This window comes from Pseudomonas sp. C7.1, from assembly GCF_056312395.1.
Genome location: NZ_JBWDTL010000003.1, coordinates 3,877,528 through 3,892,968, shown reverse-complemented (window position 1 = coordinate 3,892,968; position 15,441 = coordinate 3,877,528). Strand labels below are relative to the sequence as shown.

The following is a 15,441-nucleotide window of genomic DNA, read 5'->3' as shown; positions in this document are numbered from 1 at the left end:
GGCAAGACAAGGCAAACGCCTGCGCCAAAACTAGTCAGCCCACCTGAAACGGGCTACCCGTTGGATAAAAGGTGCCGCCGCCGGAATAGTGAATCGTGCGCAGTTCGTCGTCTGGAAAATGCCAGCGGCCATTGCTGAACGCACGCTCGTCGGCATAGGCCGCCACCACTTCGGCGATAAACAGGTCATAACGCTGCTGGATGTGCGGCTCCTCGATCACCCGACACTCCAGGTAAGCCAGACAACCCGGAATGATCGGGGCCTGTACCACCTGGGCGCGTGCTTCGCCGATGCCGAAGGTGGCGAACTTATCGACATCGCTACCGCTGCACGAGCCTACGGCCAGGGTCAGCTCCGCCTGCATGCGCGAGGGCAGGTTGAGCACAAAGCTGCCGGAGCCCTCCAGCAGCGGGCGGCTAAAGGTGCTGCCATCCAGAACCAGCAGCACCTTGGGCGGATCGAAATCCAGCGGCATGGCCCAGGAAGCGGCCATCACGTTGCGTACCCCAGCATGCTCGAAGGTCACCAGCGTGGTCGGGCCATGGTTGAGCAGGCGGTCGGCGGATTTGGCCAGCTCCAGGTTCTTCAGATGGTTCATTGAATGGCTCAGGCAAAAAGTTCGGCGAGAAAGGTGCTGGCGACTTCAACATAGCGGTCGATATCGCCCTCGGTGTGGGCAAAGGATACCTGCGGACCGGCGGAAAGAATGCCATCCCAGATACCACGATTGGCCATAAACAAGCGCCGGCAGTCGATGAATTCGGCGTCCATCGACAGGTTGGCCTCGGCACCGTTGCGCGGCAGTTCGGCCGTCAGGCAGAAGCCCGAGCGCGGGCCGAGCTGAAATGCTTGCCAGGGCAGGTCATAGGTCGCAAAAGCCAAACGCAGGCCTTCGGCCAGGCGACGGCCGAGTTGTTCGATGCGCTGGTAATTGGCCGCCGTCAGCACCTGCTCCAGGCTGGCGCGGGCGACGCTCACCGCGAGGGCGGAGGCATACAGGGTGCCGCCGGTGGCCAAGCCAGGCGGGCCGATATCACTGTCGGTAAAGCGTTCCAGATGGCGGGCAATCTCTGCACTCATGCCGTACAGGGCAAACGCAATACCCGAACCCAGCCCCTTGCCGAGCACCACGAAATCGGGCTGCAAGCCCCAGGCACCGGTCAAGCCGCCATGGGCGAACTGAAAGGTATGCGCTTCATCCAGGCACAGCAGGCTGCCGTATTGCTGGGTCAGGCGGCGCACGCCCTCCAGGTAGCCGGGGGCGGGTTGCACCAGGGTGCAGTTGGTCAGCGCCGGCTCCGTCAGCACCAGGGCTACGTCACCTTTTGCCAACACCTGCTCCAGCGCATCCAGATCATTGAACGGCAGAATCAGGGTGTTGGCTGCACTGCCCTTGGCCAGGCCCAGCTGCTGATGCACCACGCCCTGTTCGCTTTGGCTGACCATGGTTTCGTCGATATGGCCGTGGTAATGGCCGTCGAAGATGACGATTTTCTCGCGCCCGGTTATATGCCGGGCGATACGCATGACCTCAACATTCGCCCCGGAAGCAGACAGGGTGAATTGCCAACAGGGCAGGCCGACCTGTTCGGCCAACAGGCGACCGACCACCACCGCGTCTTCGGTGGGCAGCAGAAACTGCGCGCCCTGGCGAACCTGACGGCTTACCGCCTCGACGATGGGGGCCGGGCCGTAGCCCATGGTCATACTCAGGTCGGCGACGTTGAAATCCAGGTAATCGTTGCCATCCACATCGGTAAACACCGCGCCGCTGGCCGAGCGAATAAAAGGCGGGCTGAAGCGGTTGAGCGAAATCATCCAGGCCATCGGTACGCCCTGTGGCATGAACTGACGGGTTTCTGCGCGCAAGGCCTGGGAACCCGGCGTGCGTTGTGCGAAGCACGCCTCTTCGCGGGCGCGCAAAGCTGCCAGACGAGAACGGTCGAAGGGGAATGGCGCATAAGAGGACATGGTGCAGATTCCGCAGGCTGGTAATCTGCCCACCTTAGTGAGCGCCGCCTCACGCGGGAACGCTCAGCAACGTGGAATGGCTATGCATAAATCGACGGACACCTCGGCAGATTGGGACCTGTACCGCTACTTTCTCGCGGTGCAGGAATGCGGCAGCCTCAGCGCTGCCGCTCGCCGCCTGTTGACCACACAGCCAACGGTAAGCCGCCAGATTGCGCGCCTGGAGCAGCAGCTGGGCACCAAGCTGTTTACTCGCTCGCCCGAGGGCCTGGTGTCGACCGAGGCCGCATTGCGCTTGCATGAGTCGGTGGTGGCGATGGCCAGTGCCGTGGCGGCCATCCAGCGCAGCGCGTTGGATGAGGGTGAAGCCGGCATCCTGCGCATCACGGTGCCCGAGGTGATTGGCGTGGAGGTGCTGACGCCGCTGCTGGCGGAGTTCCAGGCCAATCACCCGACGCTGCGCCTGGAGCTGTCGATTGCCGAGCACAACGAAGACCTGCTGCGCCGCGAAGCCGACCTGGCCGTGCGCATGCTCCGGCCACAACAAAGTGCCTTACTGGCACGAGGTCTGGGAAGCAGTCGGGTCAGCCTGTATGCGCATCGCGATTACCTGACACAACACGGCATGCCGCTCAGCCGCGAAGCATTAGCCACCCACCGGCTGATTGGCTACGACCGTCATCTGAACCTGCATGCGCAGTGGCAGGCCAAGGGTTTTCCACTGCCGATTGAGGCCCTGATGTTCCGCTCCGACTGCGCCATGGCACGCCTGGCAGCGCTGCGCGCAGGCGTGGGAATCGGCCTTTGCCATACCAGCCTGGCAACGCGTGAGCCCGAACTTGTGGCCCTGCCAGTCGAGCTGTTCAGTTTTGAGCTGGAGGTGTGGCTGGCGATGCATGAAGACCAGAGCCAGCGCCACGGGCTGCGTGCGCTGTTTGATTTTCTCGGCCAACGCCTGCCCCTGGAATTGCAGCTGACACGCTGATTCGCCATCAACCATAAGTCGGCTCGGGTCATGATTGTTTAGCCAGATGCAATCTGAATATGTGAAAAACACAATTTAACCAACAGTCGCCGGCGTGCGAGTCTGCCGGCATGAGTGAACCGATAGCCGACCTGCGCCGCGTCTTCCGCTTCTGCCTGTGCAAGGCCGAGAAGCGTTTTGGCCTGGATCGACTCAATCCGTTATTACCCGAAATCCTCGCCTTCTGGGCCCTGTGGCATTGCCGTCACGCGCGCCCGCCAGATGCCTTGCGCGTCACCCTCTGAATTGCCTTGCAGCCAGCAGCGCTGGTTGCCGACGCTGAGCCCTGTGCGCTCACGCCCCGCTAGTCGTACCCAGGAAGCTGCTTATGAACGCCGCCATCAAACTCGTCACGCCCGCCGCCGAGCGCTGCCCGTCCTACTACAGCGCCACCCTCAATGAAGAAACCGACTACCCGACCCTGCAAGGCGAGGTCAGCGTCGATGTGGTGATCATCGGTGGCGGTTTTACCGGCGTGGCGTCTGCCGTGGAGCTGGCCGAGCGCGGCCTGAAAGTCGCCATAGTCGAAGCCAACAAGATCGGCTGGGGGGCCACCGGGCGCAACGGCGGCCAGGTCACCGGCAGCCTGTCGGGCGATGCGGCGATGACCAAGCAGATGCGCAACATCTTGGGCGAGGAGGTTGAAGACTTTATCTGGCACCTGCGCTGGCGCGGCCACGCCATCATCAAGCAACGCGTGGAGAAGTACGGCATCCAGTGCGACCTCAAGCACGGCCATCTGCACGCGGCGATGAAGCCGGTGCATATGCAGGAACTGCAGGCCACCTACGCCGAAGCGCAGCGCCGTGGCATGGGCGCTGATGTGACCCTGCTCGACCGCGATGGCGTGCGCAGCCATCTGGCCAGCGACCTGTACAACGGCGCGCTAAAGAACACCCGCAATATGCACCTGCATCCGCTGAACCTGTGCATCGGCGAGGCCAAGGCCGCCGCCAGCCTGGGCGCGTTGATTTTCGAACATTCCGAGGTGCTGGAAATCATCCACGGCGCAACGCCAGCAGTGGTGACCGCCCAAGGGCGGATCAACGCCAAGCAGGTGCTGTTGGCCGGCGACGTGTACCACAAGCTGGAGCCGAAAAAGCTCAAGGGCATGATCTTCCCGGCCATGGGCGGCATCGTCACCACCGCGCCGCTGGGTGAGCTGGCGAAGGAAATCAATCCGCAGGATCTGGCCGTGTACGACTGCCGCTTCGTCCTCGATTACTACCGCATGACCGCCGACGGCCGCCTGCTATTCGGTGGCGGCTGCAACTACTCCGGGCGCGATTCGCGGGACATTGCGGCGGAACTGCGCCCCGGCATCGAACAGACCTTCCCGCAGCTCAAGGGCGTCGATATCGACTTCCAGTGGAGCTGCGCCATGGGCATCGTGATCAACCGCATTCCGCAGCTGGGCAAACTCTCGGACAATGTCTGGTACTGCCAGGGCTACTCCGGCCACGGCATTGCCACCACCCATATCATGGGCGAGATCATGGCCAACGCATTGACCGGCACGCTGGGCCACTACGACACTTTCGCCGCCTGCACACATATCAAGGTGCCGCTGGGGGATGTGTTCGGCAACCCGATGCTGGCCGCCGGCATGTGGTACTACCAGATGCTGGAAAAGCTGCGTTGAGGCTGCTGTTGCGCTGACGCATGAGTACAGCCCGCTGATCAGCTGCCGGAGCTCAAAGGCACCGGCAGCATTGAGTTTTTAATAATAATTATCATGTGCGCCTGCGTAGCCATCCGGCTGACCGGAGCTCACTGTGCCCGCCTCTGATTTTGACCTGTCCAAAGACCTCGACACCCTCTATCGCCAGCACCATGGCTGGCTGGAAAGCTGGCTGCGGCGCAAGCTGAGCGATGCCTTTACTGCGGCAGACCTGGCCCAGGACACCTTCGTCAGCGTTATCCATTCCGGCAAGGCTCATGAGATCCGCGAGCCACGGCCGTTTCTGGCGACCATCGCCCGCAGGTTGATCGCCCATCGTCATCGCCGCCAACGCCTGGAAGACGCTTACTTCAAGATGCTCGCCAGCCTGCCGGCAGAGGTTTCTCCTCCACCGGAAGAACAGCTGCAGGCGTTAGAAACCCTGCGCCAGATCGACTGCGCTCTCGACGGCTTGCCTAGCCGGGTCAAGGAAGCCTTCCTGCTCGCTCACCTGGAAGAACTCAGTTACGCCGAGATTGCCGAGCGCCTGGGCGTTTCCAGCAGTTCGGTGAAGCAATACCTGATGCGCGCGAACAAGCAGTACCTGTTCGCGCTGGCCGGTTGAGCACGGCCATGCGACAGAGCGACATTTATCTGGGCAACCACGTACAACCTCAGCTTGATGGCCCGGCGATCTGCGAAGTGGTAGCCGATCAGGCGGTGGAATGGCTGACTATGCTGATGTCCGGCGAATGCACCGAGCAGGAGCAACTGGCTTGGCGGGCCTGGCGGGCCGCCAACCCGGAACATGAGCGCGCTTGGTGCCATATAGAGACCATGACCGGAAGGCTCAAGACTCTGCCCGCCAAGAGTACCTACCAAACACTCTCGCCCTACGCCAGAGCGCACGACCCCAATAGCCGCCGCAACCTGCTGCGGTCGTTGTTTTGGGGAGGGCTACTGGCCGGCTCCGGGCTGCTAGCCAGTCGCACCAGCACCTGGCAGGAGCAGTTGGCCGACCATCGCACCGGCACTGGTGAGCAACGCACTGTGACACTGAGCGACGGCAGCCGGCTGACCCTAAACACGGCCACAGCGGTCGATCTACAGTTCGACGCACACACCCGCCTGCTGCATCTGCGCGCCGGCGAGATCATGCTCATCACAGCAACGGCCCAAGGCATGCAGCCCGTCGATCCGCGCCCGCTGGAAGTACACACCGCACATGGGCGCATCCGCGCACTGGGCACCCGCTTCAGCGTGCGCCAGGACGACGGTCACACCCAAGTGGCCGTGCAGGAGAGTGCCGTGCAGATCCAGCCCGCCAGAAGTCACCGTACTCAGGTGCTGCTGGCAGGCCAGCGGGCGGTTTTCAGCCCGAGTCATATCGACCCGCTGCGTGCTCTGAGCGACGCAGACCTAGCCTGGACCCATGGGCAAATCATTGCCGACGAGTTAGCCCTGGGCGACTTTATCGCCGAACTCGCGCGCTACCGTCCGGGCGTGCTGCGCTGCGACCCGGCGGTGGCTGGGTTGCGCTTGTCTGGGGTGTTCCCTGTGCACGACAGCCAGCGAATTCTCGCCACCCTGCCCAGCGTCTTGCCGGTGCGAGTTCGCTCACGCAGCCGCTATTGGGTGCTGATCGAAAAGGCCAGCTGATTCCGCCCGCCAGACGCGACCGAACAGTTGCAGAAAAATAATTTAGCGGCGTACTGACCGATTGCGATTCTCGCGACACCTACACAGCAAACCCTCATTTTGCTTTCTGTGTCAGGAGCCTCTATGCACCACCCAAACAGCCCCGCCGCTGCCAACCGGCGCGCCGCGCGCAAAACCCCAGGCCTGCCAAGTGCTCGTCTGCTGCTGGCGCTGACCTGCAGCCTGGCCCTCCAACAATGGCCAGGCGTGGCCCTGGCCGCAGCAACAGCGCCAGCCCAGCAGCAGGCACACCAAGCGTTCACGATTGCCGCCGGGCCATTGGCACCAGCGCTGCGCAGCCTGTCGAGCAGCGCCAACCTGCTGCTCAGCTTTACCGCCGAGCAGACTGCCAACAAGGTGACCCCAGGCATTCAGGGCCATTTCACAGCGCCCGAGGCACTGGCGGCGCTGCTGGCCGGCACCGGCTTGCAAGCCGAACAGGTGCAAGACGGCGGTTATGTGCTACGGCCGGTGCCAGAGCACAATCGCGACGCAGCGGCGCGCACCGAGCTGCCCGCCATGACCATTTCCGGCAAGGCCAGCCGTTACCAGAGCAGCGTGCCGGTGAGCAGCGCCACCCGCTCCGATGCCAACTCGCTGGATGTGCCGCAGACGGTTGATGCAGTGCCGGCAGCGGTGCTGCGTGATCGCGGCGCGCGCTCAATCAAAGAAGCCCTGGCCTACACCCCAGGCGTGACCAGCAGCACCGGCGAAGGCATTCGCGAGCAGTTCGTGATCCGTGGCTTCTCGGCCATTTCTGATACCTATGTCGATGGTATGCGCGATGGCGGCAATACCTTCCGCGATACCTTCAACCTGGAGCAGGTCGAAGTGGTCAAAGGCCCCAGCGGCGTGCTCTACGGCCGTGGCTCGGCCGGCGGTTTGATCAACCTGGTGAGCAAACGGCCACAGCCGCTCGCGCAGACTGACCTGGCCGCCAGCCTGGGTTCCTACGATGCCCGGCGCCTGACCCTCGATGTCAACCAACCGCTGAACGAAGCGGTGCAGGTGCGTATCAATGCCATGGCCGACGAAGGCAACTCGTATCGCGATGAGGTCTGGTACAAGAAAAACGGCCTGGCGCTGGCGTCCACCCTGCGCTTCAACGATGACATAACCCTCGACCTACGCGCCCAGCACCTGGCGGATGAGCGGGTGTTCGACGCCGGTATTCCCGGCATCAACGGCAAGCCAGCCGACGTTTCGCGCTCGACCTATTACGGCTCGGCCAACCCCGGCGACAACGACAGCGGCACCAGCGCCGACAGCACCTTCCAGGCCGACCTCAAGATGGACCTGAGCGACAGCCTGCAACTGCGCAACACCCTGAGTTATCGCACCCTGGACATGGAGCGCAACCAGACCACCATCAGCCGCCTGCTGCTCAACACCGCCACGCCCACCGTGCGCCTGTCGCGCAGCAACTTCGACAGCCAGCAGACCGACCTGGCCAACAAGCTGGAGCTGAGCAAGCAGGTCGATTGGCTCGGCATTCGGCACGAGCTGATGGTCGGCGCCGAATACGCCATCGAAGAGCGCGACACCCTGTCACGCGGTGGCGACCTGCCGGCGGCCTACAACCTGTCTGTGTATAACCCACGGCTCAAGACCGTGCCCTACAGCGCCGCCTCAGTGCGCCGCGATGGCATCTACGAGACCCATACCGCCGGTTACTACATCCAGGACCTGATGCGTTTCAACGAGCACTGGGTGATGCTGCTGGGGCTGCGCGAAGACCAGCTGGAGCGCGACTTCGACAACCGCGTGGGCAGTGATTACAGCCGGGAAGATGATTACCGCAGCCCGCGCGCCGGCCTGGTCTATCAGCCCAATGACTGGTCGTCCTACTACCTGTCCGCCTCACGCTCCTACCAGCCTGGCAGCGCCACCGGGATGATCGATCCCCGCAGTGCAATTCAGCCGCCGGAGATCACCACCAGCTATGAACTGGGCAGCAAGCTGCGCCTGAACGACGGCGCCCTGGAGCTGGGCCTGAGCCTGTTCCAAATCATCAAGGAAAACGTACCAACCCGTGATCCCAGTGACCCTACTGGCCCATCGTTGTATGTCGGTGAAATCACCGCTGAAGGCGTCGAGCTTTCTGCGCTCGGCGATCTCGGCCACGGTCTGAGCCTGCAGGGCGGGATCACCTACCTGGATGCGCGAGTGACCCAATCCAATAACACCACCGCACCGGCGATCACCCCGACGCAGCCGGCCACCCCGTTGGAAGGCAAACGGGCGGCCAACGCCCCACGCTTTAGCGCCACGCTGTGGGGCGTCAAGGAACTGGGTAACGGCTGGCGCGCCGGCCTCGGTGTACGCCACCAGGCGGATTCCTTCGCCTCAACCACCAACGCTGTGACCCTGCCAGCCTACACCGTACTGGATGCTGGGCTGTTCCATGAGCGCGGGCCGTGGGCATTTGCCCTCAACGCCCGCAACCTGGCCAACAAAACCTACTACGAGTCAGCCACCAATGACCTGGGCATCCTGCCGGGCGAACCGCGTTCGCTGCAGTTCACCACCAGCTACCGTTTTGAGTGAGGCCGCCATGCACCTGCGCGATGTTATCCAACCCACCGCGACGGCCAGCCACGTTGTCGGCCTGTGCGCGCTGGCCTACTTCGCCAGTGCGCAACTGGTCGGTCTAAGCGGCCTGTTAGCCTGGTGGGCCGGCATGCGCCAAGGCGATGCGGTGATGCTGGCGATCATGCTCGGCTTTATTTACCTGCTGGTGTTGCTGCTCTGGGCTTTTTCCCGCGAGCGCCGGCGTAACGCCTGGCTGTTGCTCGGCGGCATGAGTTTGCTGGCCTGGGGCACGCCACTGCTGATGCAGGGGCAAGCATGAAAACAGGATTTAGAAGCCGCATGGGCGAGCTGCACACCTGGGCCGGCGTGGTGCTTGGCACCTTGCTGTTCGCCATATTCTGGACCGGCAGCCTGTCGGTGTTTGACAAGGAAATCGACCGCTGGATGATGCCCAGCACTCGCCTGCACTGGGATGACAGCATGCAGCGGCCGTCGCTGGACCGCGACATTCGCCCGCTGCTGGAACAACGCGCAGCCAACTCACCGGTCTGGACCATTATCCTGCCCCTGGAACGCACGCCGTTTCTAACCCTCAGCTATGGCAGCGAGGAATCGCGCAAGAGCAGCCGCGACCTGTTCCACCCGATCACTCTTGAGCCGCTGGCCAAGCCGTTGACCCTGGGCGCCAGTGGCTTTATCTACCCCTTCCACCACAACCTGACGCTGCGCTACAAAAACATCGGTGCCTGGCTGGTAGGGATTGCCGGCATGGCCATGCTCTGCCTGTTGGTGTCCGGCGTAGTGATCCATCGCAAGCTGTTCAGCGAGTTTTTCACCCTGCGCCTGCACCGCGCCTTCGGCCGCAGCACCCTGGATGTGCATAACGTGGTCGGTGTGGCGCTGCTGCCGTTCCACCTGCTGATCACCCTGTCGGGGCTGATCATCGCGTTCGCCATCTACTACCCCGACGCGCCGCAGCAGACTTACCGCGAGCAGGTAAAAACGGGCGTCAGCGCCGAACGCGCCTTCCTCGGCGAAGCACTCGAGCGTATCCGCCTGCGGGCCGCCAAAGAGCCGGGTGAGCTGGCGCCGCTGGAACCCATGGTGGCCCAGGCTGAACAGCACTGGGGGCCGGGCTCGGTGTACCTGCTGCGGGTCAACAACCCCAAGGATGCCAACGGCAATGTGCTGCTGCGCCGCACCAGCCACAGCAGCGTGACCAAGGACATCGACAACTTCCGCTTTGCCAGCGTCAGCGGTGACGTGATGGGCCGCTTTCAGGCCTCGACCACGGTGAATACCTGGAACTTCATCGCCGGCCTGCATTACATCCAGTTCCGCCACAATGCCCTGCGCTGGCTGTACTTCCTCGGCGGGCTGGGCGGCTGTGTGGTGATCGCCACCGGGCTGTTCTTCTGGACCCAGGCCCGCCGTAAAAAGCAGCAGCGCCAAGGCCATCTCGGTGTATCGCTGCTGGATGCCCTGAGCATTGCCGGCGTGTGCGGGGTGATTCTCGCCACCCTGGCGTTCCTGCTAGCCAACCGCTGGCTGCCCATGCAGGAGCAACTGTTCGGCCTGGGCCGCGCCCGCGTCGAAGTGCTGAGTTTCTATGCCCTCTGGCTGCTCGCTACTGCCCATGCCGTAATGCGCGTGCTGCAGGACTCACGTCTCGGTTACCTGCACGCCTGGCGCGAGCAGTGCACGGCGATTGCGCTGCTGGCGGTACTGGCCGTAATCGCCAACTGGCTAACCACCGGTGACCACCTGCTGGCCACCCTGCGCAATGGCAACGGTCCGGTAGCAGGCACGGACCTGTGCCTGCTCGCTGCGGCAGCCCTTGGGCTGATGGCCGCGTACAAACTGCGTCGACATATACCGCAAGAACACGCTCTGGAGGCCGCCCGTGTCTGACGCCACCCTGTACTCGCTGTTGGCCCTGTTGCTGGCGGTGCTGGGCTGTGCCTGGCTCGCCCTGGCCTTGCCCAACCACTGGCGTCAGGTGCATCACGGCGTGCAACAGACGGCGGCGCGGCAAGTCGCTCTGCGCAGCGGCGCCAGCCTGATGCTCGGGCTGTCATTGATCTGTAGCCTGGCGGGGGATTCGCCGGCCATGGCCATCCTGCTGTGGCTGATGCTGCTCGGCGTCGCCACGCTGATCGTCGCACTGACCTTAAGCTGGCGCGCGCAATGGCTGGCCCTGCTCTGGCCAGCCCGGCATCAGGCGGAACGGTCAGCCGACTGAATAGCCGTGCTGCTTGCGGGCGAATTGCCTGACGCCGTGTCCGGCGCCTTATCGCGGTCATCAACAAAGGCCACCGCCTCCGAGCCATCGGCATTCAGCTGGTAGATCGCGTTCGGCTGGCCTTGCTCGTTGAAGAATACCTGGCCCAGCCCTGCGCCGTTCCACAGGCGCTCGCCGGCCTTGCTGCGCGAAGGAATGCGCGGCGTGACTTGCATGCGCCGACGCTTGGTCAGCCAGTTAAGCGGCGACCAGGGCGCGTAAAGCCAGCGGTTGAGGCGGTCGAACCAGTCGAGCAGGCGCGGCGGGAATTCGTTTTTCAGGCCACTGCTGGTGATTTGCCAGACTTGCGGCCCGCGTTTGCGCTGGCGGATCAGCACCTCGTAGACAAACGAATAATGCACGTCGCCGGAGAGAATCGTGTAGTTACCCGGCGTACGCGAGTGGCGGAAGATATTCAGCATCACTTTTGCCGCGCCACGGTGCGCCATCCAGTTTTCCGCATCGACCATCAACGGATGACCGGCCCAGCTGAAGACTTTCTGGATGGCCTCGATCAGCTTGACGCCGAACATCGGTGCGGGGGACACGATGATCGCCGACGGCTGATCGAGCAGCGCCTGCTGAAACTCGCACAGCGCTTCCCAGTCCAGCAGACCGGATGGCCGCTTGAGGTTGCGCTCGCTGCGCCAGCGCCGGGTACGGGTGTCCAGAACCACCAACGTTGGCGTGGTCGGCAGCACGAACTGCCACTGGTGAAAGCACAGCAGCGCATCGATCAGCGCGTCCTGCGGCGGGCTGTGCATATGGTTGGCGGCATCACGGCCCTCGGTCATCGCACGGATCATCTGCAGGGGCTTGGCGAACACATCCGGGTTGTTGCCCCAGCCCTGGCACAGCAGGTAGGCGATCAGCGCATTGCCGATGATGCGCTTGGAAAACGGGTGGCCGTAGGCGGTTTCCTCCCACTGGGCGGAGAGGTTCCAGTCATCGGTGATGTCGTGGTCATCGAAGATCATCAGCGTCGGCAGGTGGGCGAGGGCGCGGGCGACCTGGCCCAGGCCATTACGAAACGCCTCGATACGCCCACGCTCGGCCTGGTAGCGCGGCACTTCCTCGGCGCTCAGCGCGGGCATTTCCGCATCCAGCAACGTCCAGGGTACCGGCGACCAGACGAGCAGGTACATGGCCAGCACTTCGGCGCAGGTGACCAGATGGTTGTCGGCGCTGCTGGTGGTGAACACCGGCTTCTCCACCCCGCCGAAAAACCGCTCGCGCAGGGTGTCGTTGTTTTTCAGCGCTGGCAGCAACTCGGCGCGCTGGTAGTAGCTGGCCGGGTGCTGGTACAGCGCGGTGCTGTCATCGACTACCGCGCCTTCCAGATGTTCGCCGAACAGGCCCAGGCGTTCGATCACCTGGTGAATCGCCCGCAACATCGGCCCGCTGACGTCATCGGCGTAGATCTGGTCGCCGCTCATCAGCAGCAACGCCGGGCGCTGTTCGGGGGCATGCGCGTCGGCCAGCAGGCGGTCAGCGCAGAGCAGACCATCGGCAGCCGGGTAATGCGGCTTGCGGCAGGAACCGTGCAGCAGATGATCCAGCTGCGCGCGCAGAACAAAGTTGGCCTGGGTCGCACCGTCGTACAGCAGATGCGGCGCCCAATCGGCGATACCCAGCGCGGCCTGGCCGGGTTGTTCGATCAGCAGGTCGTAGTCGATCTGCACATCGCAGGGCAGCGGCGCCTCCAGCTTCAGGTCGATCAGGTGGATAAATGCCTGCTCGCCGACCTGAATCACCTGGCAGCTGTCATCAGCTAGCGGGAGGCGCTGCGGGCCTGCAGCTTCGCTGTGCGTAAGCTGCAGGCTCAGCGTGAGTGGTTGACTGCCGACCAGCCAGAGCACCAAGCGCTGCGCTTCCATGCGGCGCAGCAGCGGGCCGGCCAGTACCAGGGGCAGGTCAGTGGGGTCGGCAGTGGGTGTAACAGCGGTTATCGGCATCAGGACATCGGGCTCTGGTGGCATGCAGGTCGGCAATAGAGCGCCATTCTGCGCCACCGGTTCATTCTTTGCAGCCTGGCGGGCCGGTTTAGCTTACTGCGCCGCCTGGCGCAGGCGCGGCAGATCAAGGAGTTCGATCTCGCCATAAGTCAGGCGCAGGATGCCCAGGCTTTCCAGCTCCTTGAGGATCTGGTTGGTGGTTTGCCGGGAGATCGCCAGCATCAGCGCCAGCTGTTCCTGGGGCAGGTGCAGCACGCGGCGCGGCTCGCCTTCGCCGTAGTTCTCGACAATTAGCAGCAGGCGCCGGGCCAGTCGTGGGGCGGCGGGCAGCAGGCTCATCTCTTCCAGGGCGATAAAGGCCAGGCGCAGTTTGTGGCTCATCAGCAGGGCGATGTCGCGCCAGTACTGCGGCTGCTGTTCGAGCAGCGCCAGCAGGCGCGCCTGTGGCACCAACAGCAGAGTGGCGGGACCTTCGGCAAAGGCATCGTGGGTGCGCGGTTGGCCGTCAAACAGGGAAATCTCGCCAAACCAGTAAGGCGGCTCGACCAGGGTCAGTAGCGCTTCCTTGCCGGTGGCGCTGACCGCACCGATGCGCATGCCGCCCTCGACCACCGCATACAGGCCGCAAGGTTTGTCGCCCCGGCGAAACAGCACCTGGCCGGCCGCCAGCTGTTGTACCTGAGCAGCGGCCAGCAGCGCCTCCTGCAGGGCAGCGGGCAGGGCGCTAAACCAGTGACCCTGACGCAGGCGCGCCTGATAGCTGTGAGCGCTGTTCATCGACGGCAGCCTATTTGTCGGCTAGCTGACAGAGCGCTGCGCGGGCGGGGGTTCATGCTGGCCACCTGTCTTGCATAAGGAAAATAATAATGAAAACTCTGGTTGATCATCTGGCCCAATACGCGGCCTATCACCGCGACCCACGCAATATTCTCAGCCACTTTATCGGTATTCCACTGATCGTTGTGGCAGTCGCCGTGCTGCTGTCACGCCCCGGCTTTGAGCTGCTCGGCCTGTGGCTGTCCCCAGCGCTGCTGGTGGCGCTGGCTGCGGGGATCTTCTACCTGCGCCTGGACCTGCGTTTCGGCCTACTGATGGCGCTGCTGCTGGCGCTCAGTTTGTGGGCGGCTGCGGGCCTGGCTGTGCAATCGACGGCGGTGTGGCTCAGTAGCGGCATCGGCCTGTTCGTGATCGGCTGGATCATCCAGTTTGTCGGCCATTACTACGAAGGGCGCAAACCGGCATTTGTCGATGATGTGATGGGCCTGGTGATCGGTCCATTGTTCGTCGCCGCCGAAGCGGCCTTCCTACTGGGCCTGCGCAAAGAGGTCGAACAGGCCGTCGCTGAACGTGCCGGCCCGACCTGTATTCGCGAGAAGAAAGCCACGGCCTGAGGCAACCAAGATCTGTTAGTCCGTAGCCCGGATGCAATCCGGGAAGAGTTATGCGGCTCGCCCAAATTTCCCGGATTGCATCCGGGCTACAAAACGGCCGCCTACCTGGTTATATCCCTATCGCCGACGCGCAGCAGATCGTAGACGAACCTAGTACATCGCCATCCATTGCGTGGTCAGTGACCGTGTATGGCGATACACGGTGATCGGCGCAAATGGCCGGCCCGAGGCGCTTTGCAGGGCGCTGCTCTGGCTGTTGAGGTCGACCAGCGCGGCCTTGAGGTAATCCCAGCGGATTTTCAGCTTGCCGACTTGCGGGTCGGCCTTACCGTCCAGCACGGCCAGCTGCGCATCCACCGACGGCACGATCTTGCGTTCGTCCTGGCCTAGGTAGGTGTCGGGCTGCTCGCGGGCGGTTTCGAAATTGCCGAAGTAGGCGCGGCTGAGGTACTGCACCGAGAGGTATTCGAGCTTGGCGGACAGCTCGCTGTCATCCGGGCCGGCCAGCCTGCGGGTTTCTTCAAGCACGCCAAGCAGTGCTTTGCTGAGGTCCTCGGGGTAGCGCCAGGGCATATCATCTTCGCTTGGGCCGAAGGCTACGCCACGGCGAATCTGCACCACCAGCTCCTGATGGGCGCTGCGCAGGGCATCGCTGTTTTGCGGCAGGCTCTGCACCGCTGCGGCCAGGGCCTGCAGATCGGTTTCCAGGGCGTCCTGGTGTTTCTTTTGGAAACCCTCACCGCGTAACAGCATCAGGCTGCTGGTAACCCGGCTGGCCTGCACCTGCACCTGCTCCTGAGGGGTTACGGCCTGAGCAAAGGTCAGCGGCGAGAGGCCAGCCAACAGCCCGATAACTGCGAGCAATAGCGGGCGACACAGCGTTGTAGAACGCATACGTGGGGTGCTCCTTATTATTTTTGTGAGCAGTG

The 15,441-nt window shown here is 63.4% G+C and carries 15 protein-coding genes; 10 read left to right on the top strand and 5 right to left on the bottom strand.

The genetic code is table 11. The features are described from left to right. Window positions 1-34: 34 nt before the first annotated feature. Both AC0T4W_RS21580 and AC0T4W_RS21575 read right to left on the bottom strand, forming a co-directional pair. Window positions 35-598 carry a flavin reductase family protein gene (locus AC0T4W_RS21580; protein ID WP_476322649.1) on the bottom strand — a complete coding sequence of 188 codons (564 nt, stop codon included), beginning with the start codon at window positions 596-598 and terminating at the stop codon, window positions 35-37. 8 nt (window positions 599-606) lie between these two features. Next, window positions 607-1,971 carry a transaminase gene (locus tag AC0T4W_RS21575; RefSeq protein ID WP_476322647.1) on the bottom strand — a complete coding sequence of 455 codons (1,365 nt, stop codon included), beginning with the start codon at window positions 1,969-1,971 and terminating at the stop codon, window positions 607-609. An 82-nt stretch (window positions 1,972-2,053) separates the two neighbouring features. Here AC0T4W_RS21575 and AC0T4W_RS21570 point away from each other — a divergent pair, with 82 nt between their 5' ends. The 9 genes from AC0T4W_RS21570 (at window position 2,054) to AC0T4W_RS21530 (ending at window position 11,127) form a co-directional block, all read left to right on the top strand. Next, window positions 2,054-2,956 carry a LysR family transcriptional regulator gene (locus AC0T4W_RS21570; RefSeq protein ID WP_476322645.1) on the top strand — a complete coding sequence of 301 codons (903 nt, stop codon included), beginning with the start codon at window positions 2,054-2,056 and terminating at the stop codon, window positions 2,954-2,956. Window positions 2,957-3,066: 110 nt separating this feature from the next. After that, window positions 3,067-3,240: a hypothetical protein gene (locus AC0T4W_RS21565; protein WP_476322642.1), complete on the top strand. Its 174-nt coding sequence runs from the start codon at window positions 3,067-3,069 to the stop codon at window positions 3,238-3,240. Window positions 3,241-3,323: 83 nt separating this feature from the next. After that, a complete protein-coding gene (locus AC0T4W_RS21560) occupies window positions 3,324-4,637 on the top strand; it encodes an NAD(P)/FAD-dependent oxidoreductase (RefSeq protein ID WP_476322639.1) in 1,314 nt (437 codons plus the stop codon). Between the two features lie 133 nt (window positions 4,638-4,770). After that, window positions 4,771-5,280 carry a sigma-70 family RNA polymerase sigma factor gene (locus tag AC0T4W_RS21555; RefSeq protein WP_476322636.1) on the top strand — a complete coding sequence of 170 codons (510 nt, stop codon included), beginning with the start codon at window positions 4,771-4,773 and terminating at the stop codon, window positions 5,278-5,280. 8 nt (window positions 5,281-5,288) lie between these two features. After that, window positions 5,289-6,314 (top strand): FecR domain-containing protein, encoded by a 1,026-nt coding sequence (locus AC0T4W_RS21550; RefSeq protein ID WP_476322633.1) that lies wholly within the window; start codon window positions 5,289-5,291, stop codon window positions 6,312-6,314. Between the two features lie 123 nt (window positions 6,315-6,437). Beyond that, window positions 6,438-8,900: a TonB-dependent receptor gene (locus AC0T4W_RS21545; protein ID WP_476322630.1), complete on the top strand. Its 2,463-nt coding sequence runs from the start codon at window positions 6,438-6,440 to the stop codon at window positions 8,898-8,900. Window positions 8,901-8,907: 7 nt separating this feature from the next. Further along, the gene (locus AC0T4W_RS21540; RefSeq protein ID WP_476322627.1) at window positions 8,908-9,204 is read left to right on the top strand and encodes a hypothetical protein; all 297 of its coding nucleotides are present in this window, start codon (window positions 8,908-8,910) and stop codon (window positions 9,202-9,204) included. Continuing rightward, window positions 9,201-10,796 carry a PepSY-associated TM helix domain-containing protein gene (locus tag AC0T4W_RS21535; RefSeq protein WP_476322624.1) on the top strand — a complete coding sequence of 532 codons (1,596 nt, stop codon included), beginning with the start codon at window positions 9,201-9,203 and terminating at the stop codon, window positions 10,794-10,796. The genes AC0T4W_RS21540 and AC0T4W_RS21535 overlap by 4 nt, the downstream gene beginning before the upstream one ends. Then, complete coding sequence (locus AC0T4W_RS21530; RefSeq protein WP_476322621.1) at window positions 10,789-11,127, top strand: DUF3325 domain-containing protein; 339 nt, start codon at window positions 10,789-10,791, stop codon at window positions 11,125-11,127. The genes AC0T4W_RS21535 and AC0T4W_RS21530 overlap by 8 nt, the downstream gene beginning before the upstream one ends. Here AC0T4W_RS21530 and AC0T4W_RS21525 read toward each other — a convergent pair. Next, window positions 11,103-13,121, bottom strand: a complete 2,019-nt coding sequence (locus tag AC0T4W_RS21525) for an alkaline phosphatase D family protein (protein WP_476322618.1) — start codon at window positions 13,119-13,121, stop codon at window positions 11,103-11,105. The two genes, AC0T4W_RS21530 and AC0T4W_RS21525, sit on opposite strands and share 25 nt — an antisense overlap. 93 nt (window positions 13,122-13,214) lie before the next feature. Further along, entirely contained in the window at window positions 13,215-13,898 is a 684-nt protein-coding gene (locus AC0T4W_RS21520; protein WP_476322615.1) for a Crp/Fnr family transcriptional regulator, read from the bottom strand. An 89-nt stretch (window positions 13,899-13,987) separates the two neighbouring features. Between AC0T4W_RS21520 and AC0T4W_RS21515 the strand changes: the two genes are divergently transcribed. After that, complete coding sequence (locus tag AC0T4W_RS21515) at window positions 13,988-14,512, top strand: Mpo1 family 2-hydroxy fatty acid dioxygenase (RefSeq protein WP_476322612.1); 525 nt, start codon at window positions 13,988-13,990, stop codon at window positions 14,510-14,512. A 150-nt stretch (window positions 14,513-14,662) separates the two neighbouring features. Here the strand turns inward: AC0T4W_RS21515 and AC0T4W_RS21510 are convergent, their stop codons facing one another. After that, the gene (locus AC0T4W_RS21510; RefSeq protein WP_476322609.1) at window positions 14,663-15,406 is read right to left on the bottom strand and encodes a hypothetical protein; all 744 of its coding nucleotides are present in this window, start codon (window positions 15,404-15,406) and stop codon (window positions 14,663-14,665) included. Between the last annotated feature and the right edge of the window lie 35 nt (window positions 15,407-15,441).

Excerpts from the sequence above, each read along its gene's own strand:
- AC0T4W_RS21580 (WP_476322649.1), bottom strand. The coding sequence starts at position 598 with ATGAACCATCTGAAGAACCTGGAGCTGGCCAAATCCGCCGACCGCCTG.
- AC0T4W_RS21575 (WP_476322647.1), bottom strand. The coding sequence starts at position 1,971 with ATGTCCTCTTATGCGCCATTCCCCTTCGACCGTTCTCGTCTGGCAGCT.
- AC0T4W_RS21570 (WP_476322645.1), top strand. The coding sequence starts at position 2,054 with ATGCATAAATCGACGGACACCTCGGCAGATTGGGACCTGTACCGCTAC.
- AC0T4W_RS21565 (WP_476322642.1), top strand. The coding sequence starts at position 3,067 with ATGAGTGAACCGATAGCCGACCTGCGCCGCGTCTTCCGCTTCTGCCTG.
- AC0T4W_RS21560 (WP_476322639.1), top strand. The coding sequence starts at position 3,324 with ATGAACGCCGCCATCAAACTCGTCACGCCCGCCGCCGAGCGCTGCCCG.
- AC0T4W_RS21550 (WP_476322633.1), top strand. The coding sequence starts at position 5,289 with ATGCGACAGAGCGACATTTATCTGGGCAACCACGTACAACCTCAGCTT.
- AC0T4W_RS21545 (WP_476322630.1), top strand. The coding sequence starts at position 6,438 with ATGCACCACCCAAACAGCCCCGCCGCTGCCAACCGGCGCGCCGCGCGC.
- AC0T4W_RS21540 (WP_476322627.1), top strand. The coding sequence starts at position 8,908 with ATGCACCTGCGCGATGTTATCCAACCCACCGCGACGGCCAGCCACGTT.
- AC0T4W_RS21535 (WP_476322624.1), top strand. The coding sequence starts at position 9,201 with ATGAAAACAGGATTTAGAAGCCGCATGGGCGAGCTGCACACCTGGGCC.
- AC0T4W_RS21525 (WP_476322618.1), bottom strand. The coding sequence starts at position 13,121 with ATGCCGATAACCGCTGTTACACCCACTGCCGACCCCACTGACCTGCCC.
- AC0T4W_RS21520 (WP_476322615.1), bottom strand. The coding sequence starts at position 13,898 with ATGAACAGCGCTCACAGCTATCAGGCGCGCCTGCGTCAGGGTCACTGG.
- AC0T4W_RS21515 (WP_476322612.1), top strand. The coding sequence starts at position 13,988 with ATGAAAACTCTGGTTGATCATCTGGCCCAATACGCGGCCTATCACCGC.
- AC0T4W_RS21510 (WP_476322609.1), bottom strand. The coding sequence starts at position 15,406 with ATGCGTTCTACAACGCTGTGTCGCCCGCTATTGCTCGCAGTTATCGGG.